Origin of the sequence: Methylovorus sp. MP688 (assembly GCF_000183115.1) — a bacterium.
Classification (GTDB): Bacteria; Pseudomonadota; Gammaproteobacteria; order Burkholderiales; family Methylophilaceae; genus Methylovorus; species Methylovorus glucosotrophus.
On record NC_014733.1, the window covers coordinates 999,794 to 1,012,009 of the forward strand.

Sequence of the window (12,216 nt, forward strand, 5' to 3'; positions counted from 1 at the left end):
TTGCCGACGGGAGAGGGCTTAAATGCTGATTTGCGGCGTAAATCGTCACGCTGTAAATAATCAATCTACTTTTTTTTGCACAGCTCTTATAATAGCCGTTTTACTTCAAGCACATCGTTTGCGCCTTGCGCTGCATTGCAGAATTCATGAGTCCTAGTCAAAAATTTGCCACCGATGATGTCCGTATCAAGGAAATCAAGGAGTTGCGACCACCGTCAGACCTGCTGGACGAATTGCAGGCCACGAGTGCCACGACAGACAATATCCTCGAAACCCGCGCTGCCATTCACCGTATCCTGCACAGCTCCGATGACCGCCTGCTGGTGATCATCGGGCCATGTTCCATCCATGATTACGATGCTGGTGTTGAATACGCCAAGCGCCTGCTGCAAGAGCGCAAGCGCCTGTCGGCCGATCTGCTGATCGTCATGCGCGTGTATTTCGAGAAGCCACGCACCACGGTGGGCTGGAAAGGCTTGATCAACGACCCGTATCTCGATGGCAGTTTCCGCATCAACGAAGGCCTGCAACTTGCCCGTCGCTTCCTGCTGGAAGTGAATGAGCTGGGCATGCCTGCCGGTACCGAATTCCTCGACACCATTACGCCGCAATACACCGCCGACCTGGTGAGCTGGGGCGCCATTGGTGCGCGTACTACCGAGTCGCAGGTGCATCGCGAGCTGGCCTCCGGGCTATCGTGCCCGGTGGGCTTCAAGAATGGCACCGATGGCAATATCCGCATTGCGGTCGATGCGATCAAGGCGGCCGCCAGCCCGCATCATTTCCTGTCGGTGACCAAGGAAGGGCATTCCGCGATTGTGTCAACCAGTGGCAATGAGGATTGTCATGTGATTCTGCGCGGCGGCAAGGAGCCTAATTACGAGGCACCGTACGTGGAAGCGGCCGCGCATGAGCTGGCGACGGCAGGCTTGGCCGCCAAGGTGATGATCGATTGCTCGCATGCCAATAGCCTCAAGCAATACCGGCGTCAGCTGGATGTGGCGCTGGATGTCTCCGGCCAGCTGGCGGGTGGCGATGATCGTATCATCGGCGTGATGGTGGAATCGCACCTCAACGAAGGCCGTCAGGAACACAGCCCGGGCTGCACGCTGGAATACGGCAAATCAATCACCGATGCCTGCCTGGGGTGGGATGATACGGTTTCCCTGCTGGATACGCTGGCCGCCGGTGTGCGTGCCCGCCGCAAATTTCAGGATGAAACCGAGTAAGGCATAAGCTCAACGTTTGGTGAATGCCCGCACGGGCGGATGCCGACAATATAAAAGGCTTGATGATGGACACCCGCGTGTGCCCCACATCAAGCCTTTAGTTTTTTGGCGGAGAAACTAGTTGAGCGGGTGCAGGCGACGGAAGGTCGTCGATGGCAGCTCGCCAAACATCTTTTTGTATTCCTGCGAAAAATGCCCGAAGTGCCAGAAGCCCCAGTGGGTCGCGGCTTCCGTAACCGAGTTGGCGGTTTTCAGCATGCGGCGCACGCCATTCAGGCGCTCGGCGCGCAGGAAGGCAATCGGGCTGATATCCAGCGCCTGCTCAAAATGGTATTGCAGACTGCGGCGGCTGGTGCCCAGCTTCTGGCACAAATCCGCGACGGTCAGGGCCTGGGTATCCGGCTGGCTTACCAGTTCGCGTACTTCGGTAATCATTTTCCAGGATTTTGCCCCAGGGACATGAATCGCCTCTGCGGCAGGCAGCAGGCAATCGGCAATGACTTCGAGGCCAGCCATGCGCACGCTTTCAAGGAAGGCGGTGCTATCGGCGAGCTCTGGCGTGGTCGCCAAGCGTTCAAACGTGCCAGAAAGATACGTGCAGAGTTTGATCCAGGCGCTTTCGCTCACAGGCAGCAGGCGTGCCTGTTTGATGACATTCATCAGCTGCGCCTGCTCATCGGGGCAGAGCGCCGCCAGCAGGACTTCGCGCTTGATGGTCAGCACGCCCACCAGGGTCTCCTGGGCGGAAATATATTCAAAGCCCTGGTTGCCGGAATACAGATGCACAGCGGCAGGCTGGCAGGTGCTGCCACAGAACATGCCGTGTGGTCTTTGCAATGGAACGCCGATGGCGATGACATCCTCGCCAAGATGGCCGCTCTGGTAGAGCACCTGATTGGTGTATTCGAGAAACAGATGCATGTCACGCAGGTAAAGCTCCGAGACATAGCCTTCAAACGCGCCAGCGGAGAGTTGCAGGTAATCCTGGTTCCAGCCCTTCAGCAAGCTGGCCTGATGTTCAAAATCCCCGGTCTGCTGATGCTGTATCAGGCTGGATGTCATGGTGCTCAGTGCGGTATGAGATGCAGTTTGCATACGGCCTCTGTTCTGAATAAATGCGATCAGGAACACTTCAGCAAAAAACATGCCCATGGGGACAATGGCCTTAATGCATTGGTTTGCATGGAATTTGTCCGCTGGCACAGGAGATTCTGCACCTGCCGGGTGCATGTTCACCAAATAAAGGTGCATGCATCGATCTATGACGTGTGCAAGGCAGTCTGCGGTAAAATGCGGGCCATGGAAAATTCTACTATTGCATTTATTGAGTCGCTGGATCAGGAAGGGCGCGGTGTCGCCCATGTGGACGGCAAAACCATTTTCATTGACGGCGCGCTGCCGAGCGAGCAAGTGACCTACAAATCGCATCGCCGCAAATCCAGCTACGAGGTGGCGGATGTGGTGGAGGTCGTGCAGCCATCCAACCTCAGAACCACGCCCAAATGCCCGCATTTTGGCTATTGCGGTGGCTGTGCCCTGCAACATATGGATTTCTCCGGGCAAGTGGCGGCCAAGCAGCGCCTGCTGGAAGGCAATCTCTGGCATATCGGCAAGGTGAAGGCCGAAACCATGCTGCCACCTATCTACGGCCCGGCATGGGGCTATCGTCACAAGGCACGCCTGCGCGTGCGCCATGTGCCGAAAAAAGGCGGCGTCCTGGTCGGCTTCAATGAAAAAGCCAGCAGCTTTGTGGCGCATATGGATAGCTGCGAAGTCTTGCCTCCGCACGTGTCGGCATTGATCGTGCCCTTGCAGCACATGATCGCGCAACTGAGCGTGCGCGAGCGCCTGCCGCAGATTGAAGTGGCGGTGGGCGAGCAGGCCACCGTGCTGGTGTTGCGCATACTCGAGGCATTGCGACCCGAAGATGGTCCCATCCTCAAGGCGTTTGCCGATACGCATGGGGTGCAGATATGGACTCAGACCAAGGGGCCGGATACCGTTATGCCGTTTTATCCATTGAACGGTCCGGCGCTGACTTATTCGCTGCCGGAATTCCAGCTGACCTATCCGTTCAAGCCGACTGAATTCACCCAGGTAAACCCGCATATCAACCGCGTCATGTTGCGCCGTGCCATGCAATTGCTCGGCGCCCAGCCGCAAGATCGTATTGCCGATTTCTTCTGTGGCCTGGGCAACTTTACTTTGCCTATCGCACGCAGCGGCGCGACCGTGCTGGGCATGGAAGGCTCAGCCGCGCTGGTGGCGCGTGCAGTCGAAAGCGCCAGTCTGAATGGCCTGGCCGATCAGGTGGAATATCGCGAGGCCGATCTGTTCAAGATGACGCCGGAAGCGCTGCAATCGCTGGGCTACTTCGACAAATGGCTGATTGATCCACCGCGTGATGGCGCACTGGAACTGATCAAGTCCCTGGCGGATGTCGGCCGTGGTGAGGACGGCGCCATGCCAGTCGCCCCCAAGGTGGCCGGGCCTGAGCGCATCGTGTATGTCTCGTGCAATCCGGCGACGCTGGCACGCGATGCTGGCGTGCTGGTCAACCTCAAGGGCTATCGCCTGCTGGCTGCGGGCGTGATCAATATGTTCCCCCATACCTCGCATGTGGAATCGATTGCGCTGTTTGAAAAAATCCAGACTCCCGTCTGACATCGGATACCTGCGTCTGGCCATGCTTTCCTGATCAGGCGCCTGGTTAAGTTAAAAGCGCTTGGTCAGCATTTCCAGCATCAGCCCCGGTACTTTCTGCAGGCCGTAGCGTGGGTCATCGGGGAAGGGTTGCAGCTTGCCGGTGCGCTGGTAGCCCAGACGCTCGTAATAGGCAATCAGGCTGGTGCGCAGGGTGATTACCGTCATGGAGATCTCGCTGGCTTGCCAGCCTTGGCGCGCGGTTTGCTCGGCGTGCGTGAGCAGGGCGCGGCCAGTGCCGCGCTGCTGCAAGCCCGGCTCCACCGCCAGCATGCCCACATAGGCCGACTGGTTGGCCGTCTGCTTGAGATGAATGGAGGCGATGATCTGCCCGGCCTGCTCAGCCAGCAGAATATACGAGGCTGGCGCCGCGATCAGCTCGGACAATTCCCCGGCATCCGTACGTTGCCCGCCCAGTATGTCAGCCTCGGTAGTCCAGCCACGGCGGCTCGATTCACCGCGATAAGCGCTGTTGACCAGCACTGCCAGGGTGGGAATGTCGGCGGTGTCGGCCACCCTGAAATGCAGAGTACTCAAATGGCATCAACCCTGTAATGTGGCGAGGAAGCCCTTGTGATCCATGGGAACGGAAAACATGGGGAAGTTTTTGGCAATCGCCATTTCCTGTTCCTCCGGGCTCAAGGTGGCGGTGCAATCGCCCAGGGTAATCACCTGGTAGCCCAGCTCGTAAGCGGTACGCATGGTGGACTCCACACAGCAATTGGTGAGGAAGCCTGCCAGTGCCACGTGCTGTATGCCGCGGCTGCGCAGGACAAAGTCCAGATTGGTGCTGGCAAACCCGCACAGGCCGCGCTTGCCTTCCACGATGATGTCGCCTTCAGCAGGTGTCAGCACATCCACTATCTCGGCGCCCCAGGTGCCTTTGCGAAAAGACTGGCTATCCACCACGCCCTTGAGAATGCCGTAGGGTGCGCTGGGCAGCTCACGGTAGTCCGGCGTAAAACTGATGGGCACATGGACGATGGTAACGCCCTTTGCACGCGCCTGATTCACGGTATCCACGGTATTCGCCAGCATGTTGTTCTGTGCCATGACGCCGCTCACCGCGCCATGCAGGCTGCCGCCTTCGGACGTAAAGTCATTCTGAAATTCAATCAGTACCAGTGCCGTTTGCTTGGGATTCATTTCATCTCCTGAAGATTGGGGAAAGGGCGGCGCCATGGCGGCCCGACATGCCATAAGACGGCAGCGCGGCAGGATATGTTGCCTGCATCAACGCGCTAGTCTGCTACAGGCGCATAAAAAAGCAATACTCCCTAAATGTAATAGAATGCCAGGCAGCGGGAATCGACAATGACGGGAAAGGGAATGACGCTTGCATAGGTATTTAAGCGCTTGGTGGCTGGGCTTGGCGCTGGTGCTCAGCAGTTGCACGCCGTCTGCCCCCGACAGTGCTGTGCACATGGGCCTCGCGCAGGCACCGGTGAATCTGGACCCCCGCATGGCGACGGATGCCGCCTCTGCCCGCGTCAATCGTCTGCTTTACCAGGCTCTGGTGCGCTTTGATGCTCATGCCCGCCCGCAACCGGCGCTGGCCGACTGGCAACAACTGGCCTCTGATCACTACCGCTTTCATTTGCTGAAACCTGTGCCGCGTTTTCATGATGGCAGTGCCATGACCGCCCATGATGTCGTCGCGACCTATGAATCCATGCTCAAGCCTGGCGCCAGCCCGCTGGCTGCCGAGTTTTCCCATATCCGCAAGGTGAGGGCCGTGGACGATGATACGGTGGATTTCACGCTGGATGCGGCAGACCCGGAATTTCCAGCGCGGCTCATCATCGGCATTTTGCCGGCGCACCTCATTGCCGCCGGGCATGATTTCAGCCGCCAGCCGGTGGGCAGCGGGCCATTGGCTTTTGTCAGCTGGCGCGGGCCACTGGTATTGCAACGCTGGTCTGACGGGCAGCGCTATGTGCTGGAAGAGGTGAAAGATCCGACCGTGCGCGTGCTGAAACTGGTGCGCGGTGAAATTGACCTGCTGGCGGGCGATCTGCCGCCCGAGCTGCTGGTGTATCTGCAACAGCAGACGGCGCTCAAGGTGGAACATACGCAGGGCGCCAATTTTTCGTATCTCGGCTTTAATCTGCAAGACCCGCTGCTCGCTAACCCCAAGGTACGTCAGGCCATTGCCCATGCCATTGATCGGCCGGCCATCGTGCGTCTGGCGCTGGTGCCGGATAGCCGTCTGGCAGGTGCCATCTTGCCGCCCGAGCACTGGGCGGGCAATGCGAGCCTGACGCCGTATGCGCATGATCCTGCGCTGGCGCGCAAGCTATTGCAGGAAGCTGGTGTGTCGCTCCCCCTTAGGCTGGTATACAAAACCTCCACCGATGCGCAGCGGGTGCGGCTTGCCACCATACTGCAGGCGCAAATGCGCGAGGCGGGCATAGAGCTGCAGATACGCAGCCTGGACTGGGGCACGTTTTTTGATGATATCCGCCAGGGTCATTTTCAGATGTACAGCCTCAATTGGGTGGGCATCCGTACGCCGGATATTTACCGGCTGGCGTTTCATTCGGCCAGCGTGCCTCCGCTCGGCGCCAACCGCGGGCGGTTGCATGATGCCGAGCTGGATGCGCTGATAGACCAGCGTGACTGGCCCGCGGCCACGCAGCGCATTCATGCACTGCTGCCGTATGTGCCGCTCTGGTACGAAGGGCAGTTTGTCGCCATGCGGCGTGGCCTGTACCATTACACGCTGGCAGCCGACGGTAATTGGGATGGCCTCATCACAGTAACGCGGAACAGTAAAAACGACCATGCAGATTAATATTTCCTTTAAAAAGCAGCAGCTTGATGTGCTTGGTGACGATGGCACACTGCTGGCGAGCTATGCCGTTTCTACCGCGCTGAATGGCCCAGGCGAGCAGAAAGATAGCGGATGCACGCCGCGTGGCGCGCATATCGTACGGGCCAAGATAGGTGCGGGTGCAGCGCCTTATACCGTGTTTCGTGGCCGTCGCCCCACAGGGGAAATCTGGACGCCTGAGCTGGCCGCCCACTATCCGGGACGCGACTGGATATTGACGCGCATACTCTGGCTTTCCGGCTGCGAGCCTGGCTTCAATCGGCTGGGGCAGGTCGATAGCATGCAGCGCTACATCTACATTCACGGCACGCCCGATACCGAACTCATGGGGGTGGCGGCTTCGCATGGTTGCGTGCGCATGCGCAATACGGATGTCATCACGCTGTTTGATCTGGTGCCGGTGGGAACACCCGTATGGCTTGAGGATGATACGGCGCGTGATTAAGCGATTGTGGGGCGTGCTGCCGGTTGTGTTTGGCGTGCTGCTGCTGACTTTTTTGCTGTTGCATCTGGTGCCGGGCGATCCGGTGGATGTCATGCTTGGCGAGTCTGCCGCCGTGGCAGATCGTGCCCAGCTGCGGGCTGAACTGGGGCTGGATCAGTCCTTGCCAGTGCAGTTCGTGCAATACCTCAAACATCTTGCCCATGGCGATTTCGGGCGCTCCATTCATAGCGGGCAGGCCGTGAGCAGCCTGCTGGCGGAGCGCCTGCCCGCGACGCTCAGGCTTGCCATGCTGGCCTTGCTGATCGCCCTGCTGGTGGGGCTGCCGCTCGGCATCATCGCCGCGCTCCGCGCCCGGCATTGGCCTGATACCTTGGCAACCTTGTTCAGCCTGTCATTATCGGCCATGCCGCATTTCTGGCTGGGGCCTTTGCTCATGCTGCTGTTTGGCCTGTGGCTGGGCTGGCTGCCTATCAGTGGCATGACGCCCGCTTCTGCCATTATCCTGCCCGCCCTCACACTGGGCTTTGGCTTGAGTGCCATCCTGACCCGCATGACACGCGCCAGCCTGCTGGAAGTGCTGAGCGAAGATTTTGTCCGCACGGCACGGGCCAAAGGCCTGAGCGAGTCGCATGTCATCCTGCGCCATGCGCTGCGTGCTGCCCTGCTGCCGGTAGTGACGGTGGTCGGCCTGCAGATGGGCAGCCTGCTGGCGGGCACGGTGATTACGGAAACCGTGTTTGGCTGGGATGGTCTGGGCCGTCTGCTGGTGGAGTCCATCGAAAAGCGCGATTACCCGGTGACCCAGGCCTGTGTGCTGGTGATTGCGCTGACCTATGTGCTGGTGAACCTCTGCACCGATATTGCCTATCAGCGGCTGGATCCGCGCGTGCGCCTGTCATGAAGCAGCTGCCTGCACTGGTCATAGTGTTCTGGCTGGCGGCCGTGATGCTGGCAGCCGTCGTTGATCTGCAACCCGACCATATCCACCTCGAATATATCCTGGCCGCTGCGGATCAGCACGCCTGGCTGGGCTACGATGATCTTGGCCGCAATATACTGGCGCGTTTGCTGAGTGGGGCAGGGGTGTCGCTGCTGGTGGTAGGGGCCGTTACGCTGATTACCTTGTCGATAGGCACCGTGCTCGGCTTGCTGGCCGGATTTTATGGCGGCTGGCTGGATCGCCTGCTGATGCGCATTACCGATATCTTTCTCGCATTCCCCGGCATGCTGCTGGCGATTGCCTTTGCCGCCGTGCTGGGCCCAGGCCTGAACAATTTGCTGCTAGCCTTGTGCATGACCTCGTGGGTGGGCTATGCGCGCCTGACCCGCGCGCAGGCGCTCTCGCTGCGCCAACGCCAGCACGTGCAGGCCTCGGAAGCACTTGGTGCTAGCCCGTGGCGATTGATGCGGCACCACATGCTGCCTTTGCTGGCGGCACCGCTGGTGGTGGAGGCGACCTACAGCATGGCGGGCCTGGTAATTGCGGAGGCGAGCCTGTCCTTTCTCGGGCTGGGGGTGCAGGCACCACAGGCCTCCTGGGGCAGCATGTTGCGCGATGGCGTACGCTATCTGCTGGTGGCGCCGCATTACGTGCTGGCTACCGGCATCAGCCTGATGTCGCTGGTGCTGGCGATCAATCTGCTCGGCGATCGCCTGCGCGACCATTGGGATGTGAAGCGGGCATAAGCGGAAAAAGCTGCTACTATTCCGGCATCGCTTTCCAAAACTTACTTCCCCGTGCAGACAACGCGTAGCTACCGCTATTACGACCTCATGATGGCTGCTTTTGTCACCGTGCTGGTCTGCTCCAATCTGATTGGCCCGGCCAAGATTTCGCAGATCGAGGTACCGGTGCTGGGCACGCTGACCTTCGGCGCGGGCCTGCTGTTTTTCCCTATTTCCTTCATTTTTGGCGATATCCTGACCGAGGTTTACGGCTATTCACGTTCACGCAAAGTCATCTGGGCCGGGTTTGCTGGCCTCGCCTTTGCCTCGTTCATGGCCTGGATGATCGTTGCCTTGCCGGCCGCGCCGTTCTGGCATAACCAGGAAGCCTATGAAGTGGCCTTCGGCTCGGCCTGGCGCGTATCGCTGGCTTCGCTGGTAGCCTTTGCTGCAGGCGAGTTTGTGAATTCCTACATCATGGCAAAAATGAAAGTCATGACCGCTGGGCGCTGGCTGTGGATGCGCACCATAGGTTCAACCATTTTTGGCGAAGGCGTAGACTCGGCGCTGTTTTATCCCCTGGCGTTTTACGGTAGCGGGGTGATTCCCGATGACAAGCTGCCGCTGGTGATGCTGGCGCAATTTGTTGCCAAGGTCGGCGTGGAGGTGGTATTCACCCCGGTGACATACAAAGTGGTGGCCTGGCTCAAGCGTGCCGAAAACGAGGATTACTACGACCGCCATACCGATTTCAATCCGTTTGCCCTTAAAACCGACACTTAAAACCAAGCTCTTGAAAACCAAACCATGACATTAGGCCCGATTATGCTGGATGTGGTTGGCACCGAACTGGACGCCGCCGACATCCGCCGTTTGCAACACCCGCTGGTGGGCGGGGTGATCCTGTTCGCCCGCAACTACCAGTCGCCCGCTCAACTGAAAGCCCTCACCGCCAGCATTCATGCCGTGCGCCAGCCGCCCTTGCTGATAGGCGTGGACCATGAGGGCGGCCGCGTGCAACGTTTCCGCGAGGGCTTTACCCGCATTCCTCCCATGCGCGAATTCGGCAAGATCTGGGACAAACAACCGAAAAAAGCCAAGCAGCTGGCCGAAGAAGCAGGCTGGCTGATGGCCGTGGAGCTGCGTGCCCATGGCATTGATTTCAGCTTTACGCCAGTGCTGGATATGGATTACGGCGTCAGCCAGGTGATCGGCGATCGCGCCTTTCACATGCAGCCACAAGCCATTGCCGAGCTCGCGTATGCGCTGATGCAAGGCCTCAAACGTGGTGGCATGGCGGCAGTTGGCAAGCATTTCCCCGGCCATGGCTACATTGCTGCGGATTCCCATGTGGCGATTCCGGTGGATGAACGCAGCTTTGACGAGATTGCCTCTACCGACATGCAACCTTTCCGCCAGATGATTGATGACGGCTTGCCCGCCATCATGCCTGCGCATGTGATCTACCCCAAGGTGGACGACAAGCCCGCTGGCTTCTCGGAGCGCTGGCTGCAGAAGGTCCTGCGGCAACGTCTGGCGTTCAACGGCGTGATTTTCAGCGATGATCTGTCGATGGAAGGCGCGGTGGTGGCGGGCAATGTTACCCAGCGTGCGCTGGCCGCACTGAATGCCGGGTGTGATATGGCCTTGCTGTGCAATCGTCCCGACCTTGCCGATGAGCTGCTTGAAAATCTTCAGTGGAATATTTCGGCACCCAGTCTGGCACGGCTCGCCCGCATGCATGGCAAACTGCATCCGGCTGACATGACGGCCCTGCGCGAAAGCCACGAGTATATCGATGCGGTGCATACCATCAGCCAGATCGGCATTCATGAGGATGACATGTTCGCCGAGGCTTCCTGATGGGCCGTGCTAAATGTGATGCCAAGGTTGAAACTTTACCGATGTTTGTTTAGTCTTAACAATTGATTGAAGTACAGATTTTTTTGATGAGGAACGCAAATGATGCAAAGCAATTATGAGATCGCACGTAATTCCGAAGTGCTGGTTGCCGATAGCAACAAGGTACTGCGCAATACTTACGCGCTACTCGGACTCAGCATGATCCCCACCGTGATCGGTGCCTTCATCGGCATGAGCATGAATTTCAGCTGGGCTGCCCAGCACCCCATCATGTTCGCGCTGGCTACACTGGCTGGCATGTTCGGCCTGTTCTATGGCATTCAGGCCAACCGCAACAGCGGACTGGGTGTGATTCTGCTGCTGGCCCTGACCCTGTTCATGGGCGTGATGCTTGGCCCTATCCTGCAAGTAGCGCTGCAACTGCGTAATGGCGGCCAGCTTATTGGTCTTGCCGCAGGCGGCACCGGCATTATCTTCCTGACACTGGCTGGCATTGCCACCACCACCAAGAAGGATTTCAGCTTCATGGGCAAGTTCCTGATGGTCGGCATCGTGCTGCTCATCATTGCTTCCCTGGCCAATATGTTCTTCCAGATTCCAGCGTTCTCACTGGCCCTGTCTGGCGTGGCTGTGCTGCTGTTCTCGGGCTTCATTCTGTATGACGTTAGCCGCATTGTGAATGGTGGCGAAACCAACTACGTGATGGCTACCCTGGCGATTTACCTGGATATCTACAACCTGTTCGTCAACTTGCTGCAGATTCTGATGGCAGTACTGGGTGACCGTGACTAACGATTTGCCTTGATCGCTGGCAAGCGGATCAAACCGGCCGAAATGGCCGGTTTTTTTATGTCTGTTGCGCGTGAAAGCTGAGGTTTTGTTGGAGCATGTCTGCTGATAAAACCAGGCTATTCAGCAGTATCCGGCTTGCTGGATAGCGCTTTTTTACTGGCACGGCGGGCGGAGAAAAAGCGGCTCAGCATGCTGCCGGACTCTTCGGCCAGAATGCCACCTGCCACCTCGGTATGGTGGTTGAGCCTGGGCTCTGCCATCAGGTCAATCACGCTGCCGCAGCTACCGGTCTTGGGGTCGCGGGCGCCGTATACCAGACGCGCAATGCGGGCGTGTTGTATGGCGCCGCTGCACATGGCGCAGGGTTCCAGCGTGACGTATAGCGTGCAGCCTACCAGTCTATAGTTGCCTATGGCGGAGGCCGCCTCGCGCATGGCCTGGATTTCTGCGTGCGCAGTGGGATCATGGCGGCCAATGGGGGCATTCATGCCACGGCCGATAATAGCCCCATCCAGCACCACGAGCGCACCGACAGGCACTTCGCCAGCGTCAGCGGCGGCTTGCGCCAATTGCAGCGCCTGTTGCATGAAGGCCTGGTCGATGGCGAGCTGTTCGTCGGGGGTGGCAGATGTTGGCTTGGTCATGAGTAAATGGGCTTGATAATGAGTGGCTTATAACTTTTAAAG

Annotated in this window: 13 protein-coding genes; 9 read left to right on the top strand and 4 right to left on the bottom strand. The window is 58.7% G+C overall.

Annotated elements, in window-relative coordinates; genetic code table 11:
• The first annotated feature begins 146 nt into the window (after window positions 1-146).
• On the top strand, window positions 147-1,229 hold the full coding sequence (gene aroG, locus MPQ_RS04920) for a 3-deoxy-7-phosphoheptulonate synthase AroG (protein WP_013441791.1): 1,083 nt from the start codon (window positions 147-149) through the stop codon (window positions 1,227-1,229).
• Between the two features lie 117 nt (window positions 1,230-1,346).
• On the opposite strand, the gene MPQ_RS04925 is transcribed toward aroG, so the two are convergent.
• Window positions 1,347-2,324, bottom strand: a complete 978-nt coding sequence (locus MPQ_RS04925) for a helix-turn-helix domain-containing protein (protein WP_238525349.1) — start codon at window positions 2,322-2,324, stop codon at window positions 1,347-1,349.
• A 195-nt stretch (window positions 2,325-2,519) separates the two neighbouring features.
• On the opposite strand from MPQ_RS04925, the gene rlmD reads away from it, so the two are divergent.
• Complete coding sequence (gene rlmD, locus MPQ_RS04930) at window positions 2,520-3,893, top strand: 23S rRNA (uracil(1939)-C(5))-methyltransferase RlmD (RefSeq protein ID WP_049821873.1); 1,374 nt, start codon at window positions 2,520-2,522, stop codon at window positions 3,891-3,893.
• A gap of 51 nt (window positions 3,894-3,944) precedes the next feature.
• Here rlmD and MPQ_RS04935 read toward each other — a convergent pair whose 3' ends face one another.
• A complete protein-coding gene (locus MPQ_RS04935) occupies window positions 3,945-4,469 on the bottom strand; it encodes a GNAT family N-acetyltransferase (protein WP_041362063.1) in 525 nt (174 codons plus the stop codon).
• Between the two features lie 6 nt (window positions 4,470-4,475).
• On the bottom strand, window positions 4,476-5,078 hold the full coding sequence (locus tag MPQ_RS04940) for a cysteine hydrolase (RefSeq protein WP_013441795.1): 603 nt from the start codon (window positions 5,076-5,078) through the stop codon (window positions 4,476-4,478).
• 190 nt (window positions 5,079-5,268) lie between these two features.
• Here MPQ_RS04940 and MPQ_RS04945 point away from each other — a divergent pair, with 190 nt between their 5' ends.
• From MPQ_RS04945 to MPQ_RS04975, 7 genes are all read left to right on the top strand, one after another.
• On the top strand, window positions 5,269-6,726 hold the full coding sequence (locus tag MPQ_RS04945) for an ABC transporter substrate-binding protein (RefSeq protein WP_148225257.1): 1,458 nt from the start codon (window positions 5,269-5,271) through the stop codon (window positions 6,724-6,726).
• On the top strand, window positions 6,716-7,210 hold the full coding sequence (locus MPQ_RS04950; protein WP_013441797.1) for a L,D-transpeptidase: 495 nt from the start codon (window positions 6,716-6,718) through the stop codon (window positions 7,208-7,210). Before MPQ_RS04945 ends, MPQ_RS04950 begins: the two co-directional genes overlap by 11 nt.
• Window positions 7,191-8,111 carry a nickel ABC transporter permease gene (gene nikB / locus MPQ_RS04955; protein WP_083801039.1) on the top strand — a complete coding sequence of 307 codons (921 nt, stop codon included), beginning with the start codon at window positions 7,191-7,193 and terminating at the stop codon, window positions 8,109-8,111. Before MPQ_RS04950 ends, nikB begins: the two co-directional genes overlap by 20 nt.
• Window positions 8,108-8,896 carry an ABC transporter permease gene (locus MPQ_RS04960; protein ID WP_013441799.1) on the top strand — a complete coding sequence of 263 codons (789 nt, stop codon included), beginning with the start codon at window positions 8,108-8,110 and terminating at the stop codon, window positions 8,894-8,896. Before nikB ends, MPQ_RS04960 begins: the two co-directional genes overlap by 4 nt.
• A gap of 51 nt (window positions 8,897-8,947) precedes the next feature.
• Window positions 8,948-9,658, top strand: coding sequence for a queuosine precursor transporter (locus tag MPQ_RS04965; RefSeq protein WP_013441800.1), 711 nt, complete (start codon window positions 8,948-8,950; stop codon window positions 9,656-9,658).
• Window positions 9,659-9,682: 24 nt separating this feature from the next.
• Window positions 9,683-10,738, top strand: a complete 1,056-nt coding sequence (gene nagZ / locus MPQ_RS04970) for a beta-N-acetylhexosaminidase (protein WP_013441801.1) — start codon at window positions 9,683-9,685, stop codon at window positions 10,736-10,738.
• A 99-nt stretch (window positions 10,739-10,837) separates the two neighbouring features.
• The gene (locus MPQ_RS04975) at window positions 10,838-11,530 is read left to right on the top strand and encodes a Bax inhibitor-1/YccA family protein (RefSeq protein ID WP_013441802.1); all 693 of its coding nucleotides are present in this window, start codon (window positions 10,838-10,840) and stop codon (window positions 11,528-11,530) included.
• A 116-nt stretch (window positions 11,531-11,646) separates the two neighbouring features.
• Here the strand turns inward: MPQ_RS04975 and tadA are convergent, their stop codons facing one another.
• Window positions 11,647-12,174: a tRNA adenosine(34) deaminase TadA gene (tadA, locus tag MPQ_RS04980; RefSeq protein WP_013441803.1), complete on the bottom strand. Its 528-nt coding sequence runs from the start codon at window positions 12,172-12,174 to the stop codon at window positions 11,647-11,649.
• Window positions 12,175-12,216 lie beyond the last annotated feature (42 nt).